This window comes from Brachybacterium sp. ACRRE (assembly GCF_022346485.1).
GTDB lineage: Bacteria > Actinomycetota > Actinomycetes > Actinomycetales > Dermabacteraceae > Brachybacterium > Brachybacterium halotolerans.
The window spans coordinates 67,841-89,316 of sequence record NZ_JAKRMO010000002.1 but is presented as its reverse complement, the minus strand read 5'-3'; the positions used below and the strand labels follow the sequence as shown (position 1 = coordinate 89,316).

The 21,476-nt window shown below is 70.8% G+C and carries 19 protein-coding genes; 10 read left to right on the top strand and 9 right to left on the bottom strand.

Going from position 1 to position 21,476, the window contains the following annotated elements:
• The first annotated feature begins 78 nt into the window (after positions 1 to 78).
• Complete coding sequence (locus tag MHY49_RS01230) at positions 79 to 1,035, top strand: YafY family protein (RefSeq protein WP_239201908.1); 957 nt, start codon at positions 79 to 81, stop codon at positions 1,033 to 1,035.
• Between the two features lie 18 nt (positions 1,036 to 1,053).
• Here the strand turns inward: MHY49_RS01230 and MHY49_RS01225 are convergent, their stop codons facing one another.
• Positions 1,054 to 1,608, bottom strand: a complete 555-nt coding sequence (locus tag MHY49_RS01225; RefSeq protein ID WP_239201906.1) for an ABATE domain-containing protein — start codon at positions 1,606 to 1,608, stop codon at positions 1,054 to 1,056.
• A 154-nt stretch (positions 1,609 to 1,762) separates the two neighbouring features.
• Here MHY49_RS01225 and MHY49_RS01220 point away from each other — a divergent pair, with 154 nt between their 5' ends.
• Together MHY49_RS01220 and MHY49_RS01215 are read left to right on the top strand one after the other, a co-directional pair.
• Positions 1,763 to 2,926, top strand: a complete 1,164-nt coding sequence (locus tag MHY49_RS01220; RefSeq protein ID WP_239201904.1) for an epoxide hydrolase family protein — start codon at positions 1,763 to 1,765, stop codon at positions 2,924 to 2,926.
• Between the two features lie 50 nt (positions 2,927 to 2,976).
• Positions 2,977 to 3,717 (top strand): 3-keto-5-aminohexanoate cleavage protein, encoded by a 741-nt coding sequence (locus MHY49_RS01215; RefSeq protein WP_239201896.1) that lies wholly within the window; start codon positions 2,977 to 2,979, stop codon positions 3,715 to 3,717.
• Between the two features lie 176 nt (positions 3,718 to 3,893).
• Here the strand turns inward: MHY49_RS01215 and MHY49_RS01210 are convergent, their stop codons facing one another.
• The 5 genes from MHY49_RS01210 to MHY49_RS01190 are packed head-to-tail and all read right to left on the bottom strand — an operon-like array spanning position 3,894 to position 9,039.
• A complete protein-coding gene (locus MHY49_RS01210; RefSeq protein WP_239201892.1) occupies positions 3,894 to 4,961 on the bottom strand; it encodes a LacI family DNA-binding transcriptional regulator in 1,068 nt (355 codons plus the stop codon).
• Positions 4,961 to 5,743, bottom strand: a complete 783-nt coding sequence (locus MHY49_RS01205; protein ID WP_239201890.1) for a DUF624 domain-containing protein — start codon at positions 5,741 to 5,743, stop codon at positions 4,961 to 4,963. Before MHY49_RS01205 ends, MHY49_RS01210 begins: the two co-directional genes overlap by 1 nt.
• A gap of 4 nt (positions 5,744 to 5,747) precedes the next feature.
• Positions 5,748 to 6,671 (bottom strand): carbohydrate ABC transporter permease, encoded by a 924-nt coding sequence (locus tag MHY49_RS01200; RefSeq protein ID WP_239201888.1) that lies wholly within the window; start codon positions 6,669 to 6,671, stop codon positions 5,748 to 5,750.
• An 11-nt stretch (positions 6,672 to 6,682) separates the two neighbouring features.
• Positions 6,683 to 7,693 carry a carbohydrate ABC transporter permease gene (locus tag MHY49_RS01195; protein WP_239201886.1) on the bottom strand — a complete coding sequence of 337 codons (1,011 nt, stop codon included), beginning with the start codon at positions 7,691 to 7,693 and terminating at the stop codon, positions 6,683 to 6,685.
• Entirely contained in the window at positions 7,693 to 9,039 is a 1,347-nt protein-coding gene (locus MHY49_RS01190; protein WP_239201884.1) for a sugar ABC transporter substrate-binding protein, read from the bottom strand. The genes MHY49_RS01195 and MHY49_RS01190 overlap by 1 nt, the downstream gene beginning before the upstream one ends.
• A 270-nt stretch (positions 9,040 to 9,309) precedes the next feature.
• On the opposite strand from MHY49_RS01190, the gene MHY49_RS01185 reads away from it, so the two are divergent.
• Entirely contained in the window at positions 9,310 to 10,878 is a 1,569-nt protein-coding gene (locus MHY49_RS01185) for an alpha-N-arabinofuranosidase (protein ID WP_239201882.1), read from the top strand.
• 74 nt (positions 10,879 to 10,952) lie between these two features.
• Positions 10,953 to 12,191: a sialidase family protein gene (locus MHY49_RS01180; RefSeq protein ID WP_239201880.1), complete on the top strand. Its 1,239-nt coding sequence runs from the start codon at positions 10,953 to 10,955 to the stop codon at positions 12,189 to 12,191.
• A 57-nt stretch (positions 12,192 to 12,248) separates the two neighbouring features.
• Here the strand turns inward: MHY49_RS01180 and MHY49_RS01175 are convergent, their stop codons facing one another.
• The gene (locus tag MHY49_RS01175; RefSeq protein WP_239201879.1) at positions 12,249 to 13,205 is read right to left on the bottom strand and encodes a sugar-binding transcriptional regulator; all 957 of its coding nucleotides are present in this window, start codon (positions 13,203 to 13,205) and stop codon (positions 12,249 to 12,251) included.
• Positions 13,206 to 13,428: 223 nt separating this feature from the next.
• Between MHY49_RS01175 and MHY49_RS01170 the strand changes: the two genes are divergently transcribed.
• From MHY49_RS01170 to MHY49_RS01150, 5 genes are all read left to right on the top strand, one after another.
• Positions 13,429 to 14,820, top strand: a complete 1,392-nt coding sequence (locus MHY49_RS01170) for an MFS transporter (protein WP_239201878.1) — start codon at positions 13,429 to 13,431, stop codon at positions 14,818 to 14,820.
• Positions 14,817 to 16,193, top strand: a complete 1,377-nt coding sequence (locus tag MHY49_RS19255) for a four-carbon acid sugar kinase family protein (RefSeq protein WP_239201874.1) — start codon at positions 14,817 to 14,819, stop codon at positions 16,191 to 16,193. Before MHY49_RS01170 ends, MHY49_RS19255 begins: the two co-directional genes overlap by 4 nt.
• The gene (pdxA, locus tag MHY49_RS01160; RefSeq protein WP_239201872.1) at positions 16,190 to 17,251 is read left to right on the top strand and encodes a 4-hydroxythreonine-4-phosphate dehydrogenase PdxA; all 1,062 of its coding nucleotides are present in this window, start codon (positions 16,190 to 16,192) and stop codon (positions 17,249 to 17,251) included. Before MHY49_RS19255 ends, pdxA begins: the two co-directional genes overlap by 4 nt.
• Positions 17,252 to 17,366: 115 nt before the next feature.
• Positions 17,367 to 17,837 (top strand): ribose-5-phosphate isomerase, encoded by a 471-nt coding sequence (locus tag MHY49_RS01155; RefSeq protein WP_239201870.1) that lies wholly within the window; start codon positions 17,367 to 17,369, stop codon positions 17,835 to 17,837.
• 236 nt (positions 17,838 to 18,073) lie between these two features.
• Positions 18,074 to 19,090 (top strand): C-terminal binding protein, encoded by a 1,017-nt coding sequence (locus MHY49_RS01150; protein ID WP_239201868.1) that lies wholly within the window; start codon positions 18,074 to 18,076, stop codon positions 19,088 to 19,090.
• 20 nt (positions 19,091 to 19,110) lie between these two features.
• Here the strand turns inward: MHY49_RS01150 and MHY49_RS01145 are convergent, their stop codons facing one another.
• Both MHY49_RS01145 and MHY49_RS01140 read right to left on the bottom strand, forming a co-directional pair.
• Positions 19,111 to 19,968 (bottom strand): SDR family NAD(P)-dependent oxidoreductase, encoded by an 858-nt coding sequence (locus tag MHY49_RS01145; protein WP_239201866.1) that lies wholly within the window; start codon positions 19,966 to 19,968, stop codon positions 19,111 to 19,113.
• A 12-nt stretch (positions 19,969 to 19,980) separates the two neighbouring features.
• Complete coding sequence (locus MHY49_RS01140; RefSeq protein WP_239201864.1) at positions 19,981 to 21,417, bottom strand: MFS transporter; 1,437 nt, start codon at positions 21,415 to 21,417, stop codon at positions 19,981 to 19,983.
• Positions 21,418 to 21,476 lie beyond the last annotated feature (59 nt).

Genomic DNA, 21,476 nt, shown 5'->3' with positions numbered 1-21,476 from the left:
GTTCCCGTCGACCGGCAGAACCGATGTTCCTCGCCCATGCGGACAGTTTCTGTCCTCGATCTCGTGCAGACTCTTCCCATGAGCGACGTGACCCGCAGGACCCTGCGCCTGCTGAACCTGCTGCAGTCGCGGACCGTGTGGACCGGTCCCGAGCTCGCCGACGAGCTGGGCGTGACCACCCGGTCGGTGCGGCGCGACGTGGACCGCCTGCGCGACATGGGATACCCGGTGCTGGCCTCGAACGGGCACGGCGGCGGCTACCAGCTGGGCGCCGGGCGCGCCCTGCCTCCCCTGCTGCTCGAGGGCGACGAGGCGACCGCGATCGCCGTCGCCCTGCGGCTCGCGGCCGGAGCGGGGATCGACGGGCTCGGCGAGCAGGCCGTGCGCGCGCTCGCGAAGCTCGACGGGATCCTCCCTCCCAGCGTGCGCGCCGAGGTCTCGGCGATCACCGACGCCCTGCACGTCGTGGATCCGCACGCGGGCACCGGCGGCATCCTCTCCTCGACGCTGGTCACGCTCACCCGGGCCGTGCGGGACGGGGTGCAGGTGCGGGTCGACTACGAGCGGGCCGACGGCCACCGCGCGACGAGGCGCCTCGAGCCCTACCGCGTGCTCTCGATCCAGGGCCGCTGGTACCTGTTCGCCTGGGACCTCGACCGCGAGGACTGGCGCACCTTCCGCCTGGACCGCATGCACGAGGTGCGCGCGAGCACCTTCCGCTTCACAGCCCGCCCCACCCCCGACATCGAGTCCTACGTGCGCGAGTCGATCAGCGTGGGCGCGTACCCGATCGGCGCCCGGGTGCGGATCCTGCGCCCTGCGAGCGAGGTCGCGCCGCGCATCCCCGCCTTCGCGGGCACGATCACGGCCGACGGGGAGGACGCGTGCATCCTGCGCTCGGGCGCCCGCGACCTCACCTGGATCGCGATGCAGCTCGCATGGCTGGGTCTGCCGATCGAGGTGATCGAGCCCCCGGAGCTCGCCGCGGAGATCGCGCGGATCGGGACGTGGGCGAGTGGGGTGTGCCAGGGGTGAGCGGGCGTCGCGCACCGCTCACGGGTGACGCGCGCTGAAGCGTGCCTTCTTCTCCCTGTTCCCGCAGGTGTTCATGTCGCACCATCGCCGGGTGCGGCTGCGGCTGGTGTCGAAGAACGCGGCTCGGCATGTCGGAGAGGCGCACAGCGCGAGGCGGCCGTCGCGCGCGCCGGAGATGATGTCGATCGCGTCGGCGGCGATGACGCCGAGCGCATCCTCGAAGGCCCGCGTCGAACGCAGCTCCCACACCCGTTCCCCCGTCGGCGAGAGTCGCGTCGACGCATGACCGCCGGCGCTGCGCGCATTGATGACCTCCACGGCCGATGAGGGCAGGTCCCGGCCACCCGCGGACGTCGTAGCCGCGGCGTGGATCGCCTCTCTGAGCTCCCGCGCGCGCTCGAGCTGCACCGCGCTGCAGGAGGGGACGTCGAGCCCGAAGATCGCCAGCCACTCCTTGAGCCGGTCGGGGGTCGGGATGCGCTCCACGGGCGCTCCGCACCGCTCGGTGAGCGTGGCGGTGAAGCTCGTCGAGAGCACGCTGCCCAGTCGGAATTCCGGAGGTTCTGCAGGCATGGAACCACCGTAGCCCGTTCTCGAGCATGTCGACGCGAATGTTTTGCTGCTGCTGCGCCGGTCGTAACGAACCGTCTATGCTGGTTCTGAACCTCCATAGCCGGTTCACGCGACCCCAAGAGTCCCACGCACCCCTTCCTGCACAGGAGACGTCATGACCGACACGACCAGAGACATCCGAGAGCTCCGCGTCGAGACCCCCGAGCACGACCTGGAAGACCTCCGTGCTCGCCTCGCATCGACGAGGCTTCCCGAGTCGGAGACCGTTGCCCGTTCCGGCCCGGGCCCGCAGCGTTGGGCCCAGGGCGTCCCGCTCGCCGACCTCACCGAGCTCATCGCGCACTGGCGCACGGACTACGAGTGGCGCGCGTTCGAGGCGCGGCTCCACGAGATCGGGCAGCAGGTCACACGGATCGACGGACTGGACATCGCGTTCCTGCATCGACGCTCCTCCCGCCCGGACGCGATGCCACTGGTCATGACGCATGGCTGGCCCGGGAGCATCGCGGAGTTCGTCGACGTCATCGACGCCCTCGCCGAACCGTCCCGCCCGAACACCCCCGCCTTCCACGTGGTCGCTCCGTCCCTGCCGGGCTTCGGCTTCAGCGGGAAGCCGGCCAGCACCGGCTGGGGCATCGAGAAGATCGCCGCCGCCTGGGTCGAGCTCATGGAGCGCCTGGGATATCCGCGCTTCCTCGCGCACGGCGGCGACTGGGGCGGCGTCATCACCACTGTCCTCGGCGGGCGGTTCCCGCAGCATGTCATCGGGATCCACACGCTCGTCGCGCAGCCTCCTCCCGGACTGAGCATGGCGGCCCTGACCCCCGACGAGCGCGCGATGGTCGAGCGCTCGCAGACGTTCTGGGCACGGCGGGCGGCCTACGCGAAGGTGCAGGCGAGCAGCCCCCAGACCATCGGCTACTCCCTGGTCGACTCCCCTGCCGCCCTCCTCGCCTGGATCCTGGAGAAGTTCGCCGAGTGGACCGACACCTGGGACACCCCGTTCGAGACGATCTCCCGGGATCGGATCCTCGACAACGTGACGCTGTACTGGCTGACCCGCACGGGCGCCTCGGCCGCTCGGATCTACGCGGAGAGCCACGATTCGCTCGATCCCGCCCTGCGCGTCGACGTCCCCACGGCTGTCACCGTCCACCCGCACGACATCGAGACCTGGCCCCGGGTCTGGGCGCAGGAGCGCTTCCGGGACATCGTGCGATGGCACGAGCCGGAATCGGGCGGGCACTTCCCGTCGCTGGAGATGCCGGAAGCATTCGTCGAGGACGTGAGGGCAGGGCTCGCGGCCGTGAGCCGCTGAGCACCCTGTGCAGGGCCTCGTCCGTCACCCCATCCGACTAGCGTGTGCGCATGCTTCTCCAGGTCTGCCCGAACGGCGCCCGCACTCCTGACGAGCACCCTGCCCTGTCCGCCGAGCCGTCGGTGATCGCGGCCGACGTCGCCGCGTCCGTGCAGGTCAGTGAGGCGACGACACACGTGGGCGTCGGATCCGTCCACGTCCACCCCAAGGACCCGGACGGTTGTGATTCGCTCGCGTCCGAGCACGTCGATCGATGGATCCGGGCCTTCCGCGGCGCGTGCCCGCACGTCGAGCTCGGAGTGACGACGGGGGCGTGGAGCGCCTCGGACCCCGCGGAGCGCTGCGCACTCATCGGCGAGTGGCAGGAGTTGCCGGACATCGCCTCGGTGAACTGGCACGAGGACGGGGCCGAGGACGTCGCCGGCCTGCTGCTCTCGCGCGGCATCGGCGTGGAGGCGGGAATTTGGACCCTAGAGGCGGCGGAGAGATGGGCGGTCTCACCGCTCGCAGGCCGCTGCACGCGCGTGCTCGTCGAGATCCAGGACATCCCCGGTGACCAGGTGCTCGCGGAGGCCCGGGCGATCCTCGGCATCATCCGCTCGGCCCGCCCTGCCTCGAGCATCCTCCTGCACGGCGAGGAGCGTTCCGCGTGGCCCGCGTTCGAGATCGCGCGTGGACTGCGCCTGGACACCCGCATCGGCCTTGAGGACACCCTGGCCCTCCCCGACGGCGCGGTTGCCGCCTCGAACGCACAGCTCGTGGACCTGTGCGGGCGACGCTTGGCGGACTGACGGCGCGGGACCACGGAGCCGCGCACCGCCCGAAGAGCGGGGTGGACCTCGTGCCCGTCCCCAACCCCCTCGTCAGATCGACCACGAGGGGCCGAGATCGGTCGGCACTCAGTCTCCACCCGCTGTCGTCCGTCGGCTGTCTGGTCTCGCGTGCCCCATGGGTCCGGTCCTTCGCGTCACCCCGCGCTCCCCCGCACCACCAGCCGGTAGGGCGCCTCGATCACGCGCGCGGGACCGTCGTAGCCGCCGATCCGTTCGATGAGCAGGTCGAGAACGGTCGCGGCGAGCGCCTGCTTGTCGGGATCGATCGTGGTCAGCGGCGGCGTCGTGAAGGCGGCCTCGTGGATGTTGTCGTAGCCGATGACGGCGACCTGCCCGGGCACGTCGATACCGACCAAGCGCAGCCCCAGCAGCACGCCGCGGGCGAGGTCGTCGTTGCCGCAGACGATCCCGTCCACCTCCGGGTGCGTCTCCATGAGCTCCCGCCCCGCACTGAGCCCTCCCTCCTGGCTCCAGGTGGGGACCGTGGGGACGACGGGTTCCGGCGCTCCCGCCTCGGTGAGCGCCCGGCGCACGCCTCCCAGCCGCAGGCGACTGGTGGAGTGGGCCTGCCGCGCCTCCGTGGTGGGCAGCATGCCGAGGTAGGCGATGCGACGGCGTCCCAGGTCGAGCAGATGCGCCGTCGCGTCGTGCGCCGCGCGCTCGTTGTCGGTGCGCACGTAGTCGCTGCCGGCGGGCAGCGCGGCCTCGGCCAGGTGCTCGCCGATGAAGACCGTCGGCTGGATCGTCCGCCCCAGTCCCGCGATGACGTCCTCGCCGATCAGCAGGGGGTTGAAGACGACGCCGTCGCCGAGCACGCGGGTGAATCCCGAGAGCACGCTCGCCTCCTCGTCGCGGCCGGCGGCGGTGCTGTGCAGCATGATGCTGCGGCGTCGCCGCTGGGCCTCGTCGGCGAACGCCTGGGCGAGCTCGGAGAAGTAGGTGCCGGCCAGCGACGGGATCGCCAGCGTGATGAGTCCGCTGGTACCGGTGCGCATCTGCTGCGCGCCCACCTGCGGACGGTAGTTGAGGTCGCGGATCGCCTGCTGCACGCGCTCACGGGTCGCGGACCCCACGTTGGGCCGCTCGTTGACCACGTTGGAGACGGTCTTGATCGACACCCCGAGCCGCTCGGCGATCTCCCGCATCGTCACGTTCCGCGGACGCGCGGATCCGGCCGACGGCGCGGTCCGCTCGTCGGCCATCACACCGTGGCGGCGTCGAGCCGCGACTGCCAGGAGCGCACGAGGACGAAGGTGGTCACGGCGACCAGGATCCCACCTCCCAGCAGCAGGCCGACGGGCTGGATGATCGCCGAGACGATCCCGGCCGCGACCAGGGTGATCGTCCAGGAGACTGTCGCCATCGGCAGCAGCACGGTCCCGGCCAGGGCCCCGCGCCACAGCATCGGCGAGGGCGCGTCGGGCCGCAGCACGTGCAGGGCGATCGCGTGGAAGAGCGCGAGCACGCTGACCGCCCCGAGAATGCCCGCAGCCGCGAAGCCCGCCGGGAAGAACCATGCCGGCAGCGCCCCGGCGATGCCCAGGGCGAGGTTCGCTCCCGCGGCGAGGCCGATCACGAGGAACGGACCTGCCGTCCAGTTCGCGGGCCCGAGCTCCGCCCGGAAGCGGCCCAGCACCGCACGGGCCGCGCCGCCGAACCCGGCGTCGCCCTCGAACGGGTCGGCTCCCGGGACGTCTCCGCGGAGCACGGATACGAGGGTCGCGGTGGCCGGGACGATCCCGCCGATCACCCCGCCGCAGAGCACCAGCACCACCCAGGCCACGTGGAGGACAAGCAGCCGCGGCAGCCAGGCGAGCGCGGCCATCACCCCGTGCAGCGCGCCCGACCCGTCGGGCGCTTCCACCCCGTCGGCCGCACCCAGCCCGCCGGCCCCGACGGGCCTACTGGCCTCGGCGGCCCCGGCAGCCTCGGCGGCCCCGCCGGCCCCCTCGGCCCCGGCCCGCTCCTCCCGCACCTGCGTCATCGGCTCAGCCCTTGTTCCCGGTCAGCGCGATCGACTCGATGATCTGGCGCTGGAACACGAGGAACACGGCGAGCACGGGCACGAGCGCGATGATCGAGGCGGCCATGATCAGCGGGTAGTCGGTCTCCACCGCGTAGGTCGCGTTGAAGTTCGCGATCACCAGCTGCAGGGTGTGCACGTTCTCGGAGTTCAGGTAGATGATCGGGCCCAGGTAGTCGTTCCAGGTGCCCATGAACCACAGGATGACCTGGGCGGCGATCGCGGGGCGGATCAGCGGCAGCACGATCCGCCAGAAGATCTGGGGATGGTTCGCCCCGTCGATGACGGCGGCCTCGATGAGGGAGTCGGGCACGCTCATGAGGTACTGGCGCAGGAAGAACACCATCATCAGGTTCCCGAACAGGCCGGGGACGATGAGCGGCAGCAGGGTGTCGACCCAGCCGATCTTCGAGAACAGCATGAAGGTGGGGATCATCAGTGCGGGGAACGGGATCATGATCCCGCCCAGCAGCGCGAGGAACAGGGCGTTCTTGCCGGGGATCCGCATCTTGGAGAAGGCGTAGGCCGCGAAGCACGAGGTCACCGTGCCCACCGTGATCACGGTCAGGGAGACGATCGCGGAGTTCATGATGCCGCGCAGCAGCGGCCCCGCCTCCCACACCCTGAGGTAGTTCGACCATTCGGCGGGCCTCGGGATCCACTGCGGGGGCAGCGCGAACACGTTCTCCTGGGTCTTCAGGGAGGTCGAGAGCATCCACACGAGCGGCAGCAGCATGGTGAACGCGCCCAGGCAGAGGACCACGAACACGACCACGTCGGCCGGGGTCTGGAAGCGGCGCTCGCTCTTCTTCCGCCGACGCCGGGCGGCGTCGGGCGCGACCCCGGAGGTCTGCAGCGGGGCGGTCGGGACGGCACTGGTGGCAGCCATAACGGGCCTCCTCATTCCACCGTGAAGACGTTGCGGGAGTTCAGGTAGAACTGGAAGGCCGTGACCAGGAAGATCAGCGCTCCCAGCACGAGCGACATCGCCGTCGCGTATCCCAGCTTGAGGTTCTGGAAGCCCTGCTGCCAGATGTACCAGACGATGGTCGCGGAGCCGAACTCGGGGCCTCCGGTGGGGGTCATGATGTTGATCTCCGCGAACATCTGGGCGCCGCCGATGATGCCGGTGACCACCAGGAAGAACGTGACGGGGCTGAGCATCGGCAGGGTGACGTGGCGGAAGCGCCGCCAGGCGCCCGCGCCGTCGAGCATCGCCGCCTCGAGCAGGTTCCGGGGCACCGACTGCAGGGCTGCGAGGTAGAGCAGGGTCGAGAACCCCAGCCCCTTCCAGACGCCCATGAGGATCAGCGCCGGCTTGACCCAGGTCTTCTCCGCGAGCCAGTTGGGCCCGTCGATGCCGACCATGCGCAGCAGCTCGTTGACCAGGCCGAAGTCGCCGTTCAGCGCCCACTGCCAGAGGATCGAGATGGCCGCGACGGAGGACACCCCGGGCAGGTAGTAGATGACGCGGAACGCCGCCCGGCCGGGCATGCGCCGGTTCAGCGCGATCGCGAGGGCCAGGGAGATCGCGAGCCCGATCGGGATCCCGATCATGAGGAACAGCGTGTTCCACAGCGACTGCCAGAACTGCGGGTCGCCGGCCATGGTCCGGAAGTTCGTCAGCCCCGAGAACACCGGGGAGGACAGCCCGTTCCAGTGGGTGAAGGCCGCGTAGCAGGAGAACAGCAGCGGGGCGAGGGCGAACAGCGCGAAGCCGAGCACCGGGGGCGCGATGAAGATCCGGCCCCAGATCCGCTCGGGGCGGGTGAGCCGGCCGCGGCCGGGCGGCCGGGACGCGCTGGAGGCTCCGGTCAGGGCCGAGGCGCGGGCGGAGCGCCGCCCCGGGCGGGCGAGCGCGGCGGGCGGCGGGGTGTTCGCGGCGGGGCCGACGGGCGTGGTGGCGCTCATCAGGAGTTCGCCTCCTGGTCGATGCGGAGCTGGTCGTAGCCCTGGTCCAGGAATCCCTGCATCACGGGCTGCGTGGCCTTCAGGTACTCCCCCACGTCCTGCCGGCCCTCGAGGACAGGCTGGATGTTGGTGAAGAAGGTGTCGAGCCACTCGGGGGTGTAGGTGCGGGTGTTGGGCACGAAGTGCCCGTAGTCCTCGACGATGTCGATGTATTCCTGCTTGTTCTGCGGTTCGATCGACGTGTCCTTCACCCATTCCTTCGCGCGGGTGCGGGTGTTGGGGATCGTCTGCCCCTGGCCGACGATGATCTCCTGCGCCTCGGGGTCGCAGGAGAGGAACATGGCCAGCTCGGCAGCGCGGTCCGGGCGCCGGCTGTTCGCGGAGACGCCGATGCCGAGCGAGCCCACGTTGGTCGCCGAGACGCCCGAGCGACCCGTCGGGTAGGGGCACAGGTCGAAGTCGAAGTCGAGGGTGCGGTAGAGCGTCAGGTCCCAGGGGGCGATGGGGAAGAACCCGATCTGGCCGCGCAGCCAGCGCTGGTAGCCGTCGAGCCCCTCGGTCTCGTTGATCGAGGGCGTGACCTTGTGCTTCTCCCGCAGGTCGACGACGTACTGGAGGGCTTCGGCGAACTCGGGGGTGTCGACGGTGACGGTGCGGGCGTCCTCGTCGACCCAGTCGGCGCCGTTGGACCACACGTAGGAGTGCAGCTCGGCGGTGATGTTCACCGAGTTGCCCCAGCTGTCGGTCTTCCCGTCGCCGTCGCGGTCGCCGGTCAAGGCCTTGCAGCGGTCCAGGAACTCGTCCCAGCTCAGGGGCTCGTCGGGGTCCGGCGGTTCGACGCCCATCTTCTTGAAGAGGGTCTTGTTGTACCCGAAGGAGAAGGGGCCGACGTCCTTGGGCATCGCGTACAGCGGGCCCTTGCCGATGCTCTCCCCGTCGAAGCGGTAGAGGTCCAGGCCCGCCTGCCAGATGTCGTCGACGGGCAGGTCGGTGGCGTCGACGTACTGCGACAGGTCCGCGAGGACCCCGTTGGTCACGTACGCCATGGTGCGCGTGGGCTCGAGGTAGAAGAGGTCCGGGGTGGAGTTGCCCAGGATCGCGGTCTGCAGCTTCGTCGCGTACTGGTCGACGCTCGTGGAGATGAGGTTGACCTGGATGCCGGTGCGGCGGATGAACACGTCCACGGCACGGGCGAAGACGTCGCGCTCCTCGGTGGAGCCGCGGAACATGAAGGTCAGGACGTCGGGGTCGGAGGAGTGGAGGTTCCCGCAGCCGCTCGCCGCACCCGCCGTGGTCGCAGCGGCGGCGGCCCCGAGGGCTCCGGTGAGGAATCGTCGTCGTCTCATGGGGATCCGTTCTGCCTCGTCGCGCCGTGTCGCGTCTGCGTCCTCGCAGCCCGGTCTCTCCGTCGAGACCCCGCGGATTCGTCGTGAGGTGTGGCACAAGGTACATCGTTGAACTAGAGTCGGCAAGCATCGGCCCGCGGACACGTCAGACCGCCCCGGGGAACGCCCCCCGACTGCGCCCCGTGCGCATCCGGGAACGCTCCCGGCGCACCCGCTGCGCGCGCCTCGTGCGCAGACCCGTCCTCGATCCCGCGGCCGGAGGAGTCGGTCATGACCCTGCACGCCGCCGTGCATCTGCACCCCCGTCTCGCCGTCGGCCCCGTGCGCCGCCGCACCTTCGGCAGCTTCGTCGAGCACATGGCGCGCTGCGTGTACACGGGGATCTTCGAGCCCGATCACCCGAGCGCCGACGCCCACGGCCTGCGCACCGACGTCCTCGAGCTCGTGCGCGAGCTGGGCGTCTCGAGCGTGCGCTACCCCGGCGGGAACTTCGTCTCCGGCTACCGCTGGGAGGACGGGGTGGGCCCGAGGGAGGAGCGCCCGGTGCGCCGCGACCTGGCCTGGCACTCCACCGAGACCAATGCCTTCGGCCTCGACGAGTTCATGACCTGGGCGGATGCCGCGGACGTCGAGCCGATGTACGCGGTGAACCTCGGCACCCGCGGCACCCAGGAGGCGCTGGACGTCCTCGAGTACGCGAACGGCGCCGTCGGCACCGACCTCGCCGACCATCGGGCGCTGAACGGCCACGCCGAGCCCTACGACATCCGCATGTGGTGCCTGGGCAACGAGATGGATGGACCCTGGCAGCTCGGCCACGTGCCCGCGCGCGACTACGCGGTGCTCGCCGCCGAGACCGCCCGCGCCATGCGCCGCGCGGATCCCGACCTGGAGCTCGTGGCCTGCGGCTCCTCCCATGCGGCGATGCCCACGTTCGGGGCCTGGGAGCAGGCCGTGCTCGAGGCCGGCTACGACGCGATCGACATGCTCTCCGCGCACGTCTACTACCGCGAGGAGGACGGCGACCAGGCCTCCTACCTCGCCTCGGCCGACGACATGGATTCCTACATCGACGCCGTCGTCGCGACCAGCGACCACGTGCGGGCGCTGCAGGGCGCGGACAAGCGCATCATGATCAGCTTCGACGAGTGGAACGTCGCGGCCTCGCGCGGGGACGCGGGCACGGAGCCGAGCGGCGAGGACTGGCCCGTCGCGCCCAGGTTCGCCGAGTCGACGTACAGCGCGCAGGACGCCGTGGTGGTCGGATCGCTGCTGATCAGCCTGCTGCGGCACACCGACCGCGTGGCCTCCGCCTCGCAGGCGCAGCTGGTCAACGTGCTCGCACCGATCCGCACCGAGGTCGGCGGCGCGGCCTGGCGCCAGAGCATCTTCCACCCCTTCGCGCTCACGTCCCGGCACGCGCGCGGCCAGGTGCTCGTGACCGGCGTCGACTCCCCCGCCGTCGAGAACCGCCGCTTCGGCGAGAGCGCTGCGCTCTACTCGGTCGCGACCTGGGACGAGGAGACCGGGCAGCTCGCCGTCTTCGCGGTGAACCGCTCCGGGGCCGACGCGCTCGAGCTGGACGTGGACCTCGCGGCGTTCGGCGACGCCGCCGCGGGCGAACCGACGGGGTTCGAGCTCGTCGAGGCCGTGCTCCTCCACGAGGACGACCCGCACCGCACGAACTCGGCCCGCCGCCCAGATCGGGTCGTCCCACACCCCCTGGAGGAGGTGGCCCTCGAGGCCGCGGACGGCGACGACGCCCCCGCGAGCTCCCGCCTCACCGCGACCCTGCCCCCGATCAGCTGGGCCATGATCCGGCTGCAGAAGACCCGGTAGCCCAGCACTCCCAGCGACCCAGAAACCCCGAGCCCCAGAACACCCGAGAAACCCCGGAAGAGGACGTGACGCAGATGCAACGACGCACCCTGACCACCGCACTCACTGCCGCCCTGACCGGCACCGCTGTCGCCGGCATCGCGGGCCCCGCATCGGCCGACGGGACGAGCGGAGGACCCGACGGGACGGGAGGCCGGGCCGGCGGCACCGGCACCGACGCCGGCCCAGCTCCGGCCGACCAGGTGCCCCGCCTGCTGCACGACGGCATCGGCCTGTACCCGCGCGCGATCCGCCTCGCGCACCAGGGCGCGGCGGACGAGCGTCTGCTCGCCTCCGTCGTCACCTTCGAGGGGGCCGACGGCGCGGAGGGCTCCGGCGCGATCTTCGAGTCGACCGACGGCGGCGCGACGTTCGCGCAGGTCGGAAAGGTCTTCGACGAGGCGACGCAGGGTGGGGAGGGCATCTGCTGCGCCACGCTCTACGAGCTGCCGCGCGCGATCGGCGACCTGCCCGAGGGCGCGCTGCTGTGGAGCGCCTCGGTGGGCGCCGACCGTGCGGAGCGCCGGATGACGATCCGCGTCTGGGCGAGCACGGACCTCGGCCGCAGCTGGGAGCGCGTGGCCATCACCCATGCCGCCGCGAACGAGGGCGGGCTGTGGGAGCCGGAGTTCGCGACCACGGACGACGGCACGCTGGTGCTGCTGTACTGCGATGAGACCGACGGCGGGCGCCACTCGCAGAAGATCGTCCTGCAGACCTCCACGGATGCTCTGACCTGGAGTGATCCGGTGCCCGTGATCGAGCTCGAGGACCCGACGTCCCGCCCGGGCATGCCCAACGTGCGCCGCCTGCCCGACGGCCGCTGGGCCATGACCTACGAGGTGTGCGGGGAGAGCCCGACGGACGCCTGCCGCCTCTTCGTGCGCACGGCCGACGACCCCCGTGACTGGGGTCCGGTCACCGCGCGGGACGCCGTCATCGTCGCCGACGACGGCACCGAGCCCCGCCACACGCCGACCCTCACCCTGGATGCGGACGGCTCGGTGATCCTGGGCTCGCAGATGCACTACACCGTCGACGGCGAGATCTCCCCGCAGAACGGTCAGGTGCTGCTGCGCTCCCGTAACAGTGCGCTGACCGGGGACATCTCCTGGGCGACCGAGCCCGCACCCGTGCCCGTGGAGGACCCCGACGACTCCCCGTGCCCGAACTACTCCCCCACGTTCGTGCGCACGGCAGCCGGGCAGCTCCTCGAGATCACCACCGCTCCCGGCACCGACGGCTGCCGGGCCTGGTACGGCTCGCGGGGGTGAGGCCGGGCGCCGGTCCGCGCACCGTCTCTAGCACCGTCCCGGGCGCCATCCCGCGCCCTACTCCCCCGCCACCAGCTCCCGCGCGGTCGTCGAGTCCACGACCAGGTGCGTGACGAGCCCGGCCGTCAGGGCCGCGCGCAGGGCCTCGGTCTTGCCGGCCTCGGCGGCGACGAAGAGGCGCACGGGGATGCGGCGCACCTCGTCGAAGGGCATGCCGGTGGAGCGGTCGTTGACCGCGATGCCGTCGGTCGAGCCGTCGGCCCGGAAGAGGATCGAGGCGAGGTTCCCGACGGTCCTCTCGCGGGCGAGCTCCTCGACGTCGCCCGCGGTGAGGAAGCCGGACTCGTAGAGCCGGCTGGGGTGGTCGGTGTCGGGGACGCCCACGGAGGTCAGCAGGATCTGGGCGCCCGCGCGCATGGCGAGGGTGCGGCGGATGCTGCCCTCCTGCCACATCAGGCGGCGGGTCTGGGCCGAGTCGAAGATCGCGGGCACGGGGAACAGGTGGACGTCGGCCCCGAAGGCGCCCCCGAAGCGATCCAGGATCACCGTGCCGTAGTTCTTGCCGAGGCTCGCGACGTTGCCCGATCCGTGCATCTGGACCACGTGCAGCCCGCGCACGCGGCGGTGGGTGAGCTGCGAGGAGACGGCTTCGATGGTGGAACCCCAGGTCACGGCCAGGGTCGAGTCGGGCTGGACGAGCCCCAGCAGCAGCCCGGCGGCCTCGCGCCCCACGGCGAGGCGGCGGGCGGCGTCGCTCGCGTCGGCCGGGACGTCGGCGATGACGGCCTGGATGCCGAAGCGGTCCTCGAGCTCCTGGCGGCGGATCGCGGGAGAATCGGGATCGCGGTGGATGAGGAACTCGACGACGCCCTCGGCGCGGGCCTGCGCGAGCATGCGCGAGACCGTCGAGCGGGAGACGCCGAGCTCCCGGCCCACGGCCTCGACCTTCAGATCGCGGCCCCAGTAGAGCTCCGCGGCATCGGCAAGGCGATCGCGCTGGGACGGACTGAGCATGATCGGCTCCTTCGGATCGCTGCGGGCGGCCCCGGGGGCGAGCCGTCGTCACCGGGCACCCCGCCCGGCCCATGACGTGGGCGCTGGGAAAAGTCCCGCACCTCACGCCACCAACCCCAGAGTGACACATTTTCCCGATTCAGGCCCCCTCATTGCCTTTATCCACCCTCTCGATGCGACGATTGCTCACGCTTCACCTGCCCGGACCACGAAGGAGTGAGCGATGTCCGCACCGCGCAGCCGCCTCGGCAAACCCACCCAGTACCGCTGGCTCGTCCTCGGCGCGATCTTCCTGACCTACGTGGTCGCGATGGCGGACCGCTCGAACGTCGGCACCGTGCTGCCGTACATGCAGCAGGAGTTCCACGTCTCGAACACCGCGCTGGGCGCGATCTCGAGCTTCTTCTTCCTGGGCTACGCGATCTCCCAGATCCCCGCCGGCATCCTCATCGGCCGCATGGGCACCCGCACGATCGTCTCGATCGCGGTGCTGCTGTTCTCCGTGATCACCTTCCTCATGGGCTTCACGACCACCGCGGTCATGCTCATCGTGCTGCGCCTGCTGCTGGGCGTGCTCGAGGGGCCGACGCCGGTGGGCATGACCTCCACGATCAACCGCTGGTTCCCGACCAAGGAGAAGGGCCTGGCGACCGGCGTCTACATCGCCTCCACCCAGGTCGCGCCGCTGGTGGTGCCCGTGATCGCGGTGTTCATCGCGGAGGCCGCCGGCTGGCGGGCCGTCTTCCACTGGTTCGCGATCCCCGGCGCGATCATGGCGATCGTCTTCTTCCTCGTGGTCCGCTCCCGTCCGAGCGACGCGAAGCTCGTGAACCAGGCCGAGGCCGACTACATCAGCGACGTCGCCGGCGCCGTCCCGGTCGTCGCCCGCGAGTTCGGCGACATGGGGATCATCGACCGCATCATCCGCCTCAAGGACTCCGCTCCCCTGGGCGATGCGCGCTCCGTGCTGAAGTCCTGGAACGTCTGGGGCATCACGCTCGCCTACTTCTTCATGAACAACGTCCTCTACGGCATGATCACGTGGGTGCCCACCTACCTGCGCGATGCGCGCGGCTTCGACGCCGTGGGCATGGGCTTCGTCGCCTCGACCCCGTTCATCGGCGGCATCGTCGGCGCGATCGCCGGCGGCGCCGTCTCCGACCGCCTGTTCCGCGGCCGCCGCAAGCCCACCGCCCTCATCACGGCGCTGATGACCGCGATCATGATGGCGCTCGTCATCGTCATCCCGCAGAACACGCCGCTGCTGGTCACGGCCCTGATCCTCACCGGGTTCTTCCTCAACATCGGCTGGTCCTCGTTCACCTCGTACGCGATGAACCTGACCACCGGGCGCACCTACCCGTTCAAGATCGCCGTCATCAACTCGGGCGGGAACCTGGGCGGCTTCTTCGCACCGATCATCGTGGGCGCGCTGCTCGACGCGACCGGCAGCTACTCGATCGCCTTCAGCTACTTCGTGGGCGTGCTCGTGGTCGGCTTCGTGCTGCTGCTGAGCATCACCGAGATCCGTCCGCGCAAGGAGCAGGGCGCGATCACCGCGACCGGCGGCCCCTCGTCCCTCGCCTCCGACGACCCCCATGAGGTGATCGCGTGAGCCGTCTCGGGATCGTCGCCGACGACCTCACGGGCGGGACCACAGTGGGCGCGCTGATCGCCCGCGAGGGGTCCCGCCCCACGGTGCTGTTCCGCCACCACGGGATCGCCGAGGCCGTGACCGGCGACGAGGACGCGATCATCGTCTCCACGGACTCCCGCGCGATGGAGCCCGAGGTCGCCTTCGGCCGGGTCCGCCACGCGGCCGAGCAGCTGCTGGCCCTCGGCGCCGAGCAGTTGTCCAAGCGCATCGACACGACCCTGCGCGGCGGCGTCGGCCCCGAGGTCGAGGGCATGATGTCGGCCCTCGAGGAGGCGGGCGAGGACCCGACCGCGATCATCGTCCCGGCGATGCCGCAGTCCCGCCGGATCGTCGTCGGCGGCTACTCGCTCATCGACTCCGTGCCGCTCGCCGAGACCGACGTCGCGCGCGACGTCCGCACGCCCGTCACCGAGTCCCATCTGCCCACGCTGCTGTCCCGCCAGTTCTCGCGCGAGGTCGCGCACGTGGGTCTCGCCGACGTCCTCGCCGGGCAGGCCGCCCTGCGGGCGCGGTTCGCGCGCCTGCACGAGAGCGGCGTGCGCGCGATCGTGCTGGATGCGGCCACGATCGAGCACGTCGACGAGATCGCCCGCGCGGTCGTCGCCGTCGGCGGCTGCGTGGTGGCCGTCGACCCCGGTCCCTTCAGCGTGCGCCTGGCCGCGCACCGGGGCCTGCTCGCCGGCGCCGAGAGCATCGAGCGGCCGCTGCGCACCGCCCCGTCGGCCGAGGCGGAGCACGGCACCATCGCCGTGGTCGCCGGCAGCGCATCGGCCCGCACGCACGAGCAGATGACCCGGCTCGCGGCCGAGCCCGGCACGCAGGTGCTCACGGCCGACGTGCTGCGCCTGATCGGCGACGAGACCTCCTTCGAGGTCGAGGCGGCGCGCGTGCGCGGGAAGCTGCGCGGCCTGCTGGACGGGCCCGAGCCGGTGCGCGTGGCCCTGCTGGCCCTGGACACCGTGATCAGCGGCGGCCGCACCGCGAAGGCCGATCTCGAGGCGGCCAGCGGGCTCACCGGCCATCGCATCTCCACCCTGCTCACGCACCGTTTCGGGCGGCTGGCCCGCCTGGTGCTCGACGAGATCGGTCGCGAGCGCCTCGCCGGCGCCTATCTCACGGGCGGCGACGTCATGGTCGCCACCTGCCAGGCCCTCGAGGCCGACGGCCTCGCCATGGTCGACTACGTGATCCCCCAGGTCGACCAGGCCGGGATCGTGGGCGGCCCGTACGCACATCTTCCGGTGGTCTGCAAGGGCGGACTCACCGGCACCGAGGTCACCGCCCTCCAGTCGGTGAACCGCCTGTTCGACGAAAGGACCCTCTCCTCATGACTGCCCCCGACACCACTCCGGCCGGCACCGCTCCCCGCAAGCCCACCATGGCGATCACGCTCGGCGACCCCGCCGGCATCGGCCCCGAGATCGTCCTGAAGACCATGCAGTCCCCCGAGATCTACGAGATCTGCGACCCGTTCGTCATCGGCCACCGAGACAGCCTCGAGCTGGCCGCGAAGATCCAGGGCGTCGACGCGCAGTTCCACATGATCTCCGACCCCTCGGAGGCCCGCTTCGAGCTGGGCACGATCGACCTGCTGCAGACCGACGTCGAGAACGACGCCGAGATCGAGTTCGGGAAGGTCCAGAAGGCCGCGGCCCTGCGCGCCTACTCCTACCTCGAGAAGTCCATCGAGCTGGGCCTGGCGGGCAGGATCGACGCGGTCTCCACCGCCCCGATCAACAAGGCCGCCCTGCAGGAGGCCGAGGTCCCGCACATCGGCCACACCGAGATCTACCAGGCGCTCACGGACTCGAAGTACGCGCTGACCATGTTCAACTGCCACAAGCTGCGCGTGTTCTTCCTGACCCGCCACGTCTCCCTGCGCCAGGCCTGCGACCAGATCACGCGCGAGCGCGTGCTGCAGTACCTCCAGGACATCGACGGCGAGCTGCGCGCCCTGGGCATGGAGAACCCCTCGATCGGCGTGGCCGCGCTGAACCCGCACGTGGGCGAGGGCGGCATGTTCGGCACCGAGGAGATCGAGCACATCGGCCCCGGCGTCGAGGACGCGAAGGCCCAGGGCATCAACGCGGTGGGTCCGCAGTCGGCCGACGCGATCTTCGCCTTCAACCTCGACGGCCACCACGACGCGATCCTCTCGATGTACCACGACCAGGGCCACATCGCCTGCAAGACCTACGACTTCCAGAACGCCGTGACCATCACCCTGGGCCTGCCTTTCATGCGCAGCTCCGTGGACCACGGCACCGCCTTCGACATCGCCGGCAAGGGCATCGCCCAGGGCGAGTCGATGATCGAGGCCACCCGCGTCGCCGCCGTCTACGCCCAGATGCAGCTCGACCACCGCCAGAAGCAGGGCGCCGCAGCCTGACTCTGGCCGGAGGGCCCGACCACACCGCTTCACCAGCACGCACCACCTGCGCACATCGCGCACCGCACACCGCGCATCACCCACCAGCACCAGCATCAGCACGAGGAGCAGCACCATGGCACTGAGGATCGTCGTCGGCGGGGACAACGCCGGATACGGGTACAAGGAGGAGCTCAAGGCTCTTCTCGAGGCCGACGAGCGGGTCGCGTCCGTGACCGACGTCGGCGTCACCGGCCGTGAGGACGGCACCTACTACCCCAACGTCGCGGTCGACGCGGCGGAGAAGGTCGCGGCCGGCGAGGCCGACCATGCGCTGCTGATCTGCGGGACCGGCCTGGGCGTCGCGATCGCGGCGAACAAGGTCAAGGGCATCCGCGCGGTGACCGCGCACGACCTCTACTCGGTGCAGCGCTCGATCCTGTCGAACAACGCGCAGGTGCTGTGCATGGGCGAGCGCGTGATCGGCCTCGAGTCCGCGAAGGCCCTGGTCGACGTGTGGCTGGACCTCGAGTTCGACCCGAACTCGTCGTCTGCCGCGAAGGTCGATGCGATCTGCGCCTACGACGGGTCCCTCGAGGAGAACTGACGCGCGGAGCCCCGCGGGCCCCATGAATGGTCAGGTCCCGTGCCGGGAACGCGATGTTCCGGCACGGAACCTGACCGTTCGTGCACGTGGACCGATCCGCCCGCATGCCGCTGCCGCATCTGTCGGCCGGCGACCCGCGCCAATGAGCGAACGCGCGATGCGCTCGGATCGCGCCCGCCCATAGTCTCGGAGCAGCCCGCCGCGCACCCATGAACGCCCGCTCGAGGAGGAGCATCGTGCCCGCATCCGCATCCGCATCTTCATCTTCGACCGCTGCCGCATCCGCACCCCGTATCGCCATCGTCGACTGCGACCACGAGGCCTTCGCCGAGGAGCAGCAGGCGGCCGACGCCGCCGGCATCGAACTCGTGAAGGCCCAGGCCACCACCGAGGACGAGGTCATCGCCGCCGCCCAGGGGACCGACGCGATCCTCGTGCAGTACGCCCCGATCACCGCTCGCGTGCTCGACGCACTGCCCGGTCTGAGGGCCATCGGCCGCTACGGCGTGGGCGTGGACACCGTGGACCTCGAGGCGGCGACCGCTCGCGGCGTGCCCGTATGCAACGTCCCCGACTACTCGATCGAGGACGTCTCCGACCATGCGATCGCGCTGGCCATGACCCTGGTGCGCGGCACCGCGCAGCTCGACAGGCAGGTGCGCGCGGGCCGCTACGGGCTCGAGACGATCAAGCCCCTGCACCGCGTGTGCGAGCAGACCTTCGGCGTCGTGGGCCTGGGCCGCATCGGCCGAGCCACCGCGGCCAAGGCGCGGGCGCTCGGCTTCGCCGTCGTCGGCGCGGATCCGATGCTCGAGGTCGGAAGCACCTCGGCCGACGGCACGCCCGTGCTCGCCTTCGAGGACCTCCTCGCACGCAGCGACGTCCTCTCCCTGCACGTCCCTCTCACCGACGCGACCCACCACCTGATCGACGCCGATGCCCTCGCGCGCATGAAGACCGGGGCGATGCTCGTGAACACCTGCCGCGGCGCCGTCGTGGACACCGAAGCACTGCTCGCAGCGCTGCCCACCGGCCGACCGCGCTCCGCGGCGCTCGACGTCTTCGAGACCGAGCCGATCCCCGCCGGTTCACCGCTGCTGGACGAGGAGAACCTGGTGCTCACGCCGCACGCCTCCTGGTACAGCGAGGAGTCGGAGGCGGAGCTCAAGTCCCGCATCGCAGCCGCCATGGTCGCCGCCGTCCGCGGCGAGCGCCCGCCCCACGTGGTGAACCCGGACGCCCTCGCGGGCTGACGACACACCTCGCGCGCCGCTCACGCGATGTGGGAGCCCCCGTTGATGTCGAGGGTGACGCCGGTGAGGTAGCCGCCGTCGCGTCCCAGCAGGTAGGCGATGCCCCCGGCCACGTCCTCGACGGTGCCCACGCGCCCCACGGGCAGCTCCTGGAGCAGGAAGGTCTTGCGCTCGTCGCTCAGGCGGCCGCCCATGATGTCCGTGTCGATCGAGCCGGGAGCCACGCAGTTCGCGGTGATCCCGTACTCGCCGAGCTCGCGCGCCCAGGTGCGGGCCATGCCCAGCAGCGCCGCCTTCGACCCGGAGTAGGCGGCGCGCCCATAGACGCCCCCGCCGCGCTCGGCCGAGGCGCTCGAGACGTTCACGATCCGCCCCAGGCTGTGGCGGCGGAACACCTTCACCGCCTCTCGGGTCACGAAGTAGGTGCCGTGCACGTTGACGTCGAACACTCGCTTCCACTCCTCGGTGCCGACCTCCGTGAACGGGGTCGGCGAGGAGATCCCGGCGTTGTTGACGACGCCGACGAGCTGCGGCAGCTCCGCGTCGATGCGGGCCACGGCGTCGATCACGGCCTGCTCGTCGGAGATGTCGACGCCGAGGCCGAGCGCGGGGACGCCGGTCTCCTCGGTGATCCGGGCGGCGACGGCCTCGCTCGCGGCGCCGTCGAGGTCGAGCACGGCGACGGCCCAGCCGTCGCGCGCGAGCCGGTGGGCCGTCGCGCGGCCGATGCCGCGCTCGGAGGCGGCGCCGGTGACGATCGCCGTCGGACGCTCGGGGAAGTCGGAGGCCGGGTAGGCGGGAACGGGCATGGTGTCCTCTCGTCGTGAGCGTGCTGTCGTCGTCGCGGCGACCGTGGGCGTGGTCGACTGCGTCTTCATCTGCGTCTGCGTCTATGCCTCGGGCTCGCCCTTCAGCGCCGCCTCCTGGAGGTGGGCGGTCTCGGACTCCACGTAGCCGTAGACCTCCGGCAGGATGAACTTGGCCGAGAGGAAGCCGGTCAGGGAGAGCACGGAGACGGCGAGGGTCGCGCCGACGGGGCCCCAGGCGGCCGTCATGATCGGGAAGACGAAGGCCCCGAAGAACGACGCCGCCTTCACGAACACGTAGCCGAAGCCCGATGCCGTGCCCTTGAAGCGCGGCGGGGCGACCATCGACACGATCGTCATGCCGTTCGAGGCGTCCCAGTAGTGGCCCCACATGAGCACGAGCGCGGCGATCACGATCAGCGGCTTGATGTCGGCCCCGAGCGCGAAGGCGCCCGCGACCAGTCCGATGAACGCCATCCCGTAGCCGGCCATGGCGAGCCCGCGGTGGCCGAGCTTGGGCAGCACGATCGGGGCGGTGAAGCCGGAGACGGTCGCCACGCAGTAGATGAGCGCGGTGATGAGGTTGGTGCCGATGTAGCTCTCGGTGCCGTCGCCGCTCGTGCTCACGCCCACGCCGGCGACCACGAGGATCACCGGCAGGTAGAAGCCGAAGGCGGTGAACTCGGCGCCCTGCATGGCGTTGGAGATCCAGCCGAAGATGGTGCTGCGCTTCTTGATCGGGTCGGCCCACATGACCTTGAGGAAGTCGCTGACCTTCACGCGGGGCAGCTCGACGTCCTCGTCGGGCAGCATCTCCAGCGGATCCCCGAACAGCTTCTCGGAGGACTGCTTGGCCTGCCGGAAGCGCCCGCGCTGCACGAGCGAGAGCGGGGTCTCCGGGAGGTTCACGCGGGAGATCAGCAGGATGATCGCGGGGATCGCGCCGAGGGCGAGGCCCACGCGCCAGAGGATCTCGTGGGGCATGCCGGTCGCGTACATGATCGTGACGATGACGATCGCGGCGACCTCGCCCAGACCGAACATGAACTGCCAGCGGCTGCCCATCTGCTCGCGCTTGCCCTTGGGCATCGACTCCATGATGTAGGCGTAGCCGTTGGAGATGTCGCTGCCCAGCGGGATGCCGATGAGGAAGCGGATGATGATCAGGTCCCAGATGTTCTGGGAGAAGCCCTGGACGATCGCCAGCACGATGAACAGCGCCATCGTCAGCAGGAAGACCTTCTTGCGACCCAGACGGTCGGCCACGTAGCCGCCGATCAGCGCGCCCACCAGGGCACCGCCCTGGACGGCCGCCGTGGCCAGGCCCAGCTGGACCGCCGTCGGCTCGTACTCGTTCTTGATGAAGATCAGCAGGAACGAGATCGCGTACAGGTCCCACGCCTCGATGAGGATCGTCGAGATCATCATCCAGCCGCCGCGGGTCGAGGACCCGGTGCCCGGCTTGTTCTGCAGCCTGATGGTGGCCATGTCGGAGAGCTCTCGCACGCGCGATGCGTCCATCTCTGCCCCTCTTCCACGTCGTCGTGCCGGGGCGGGTCGTCCCGGAATCCAGGGGCCAA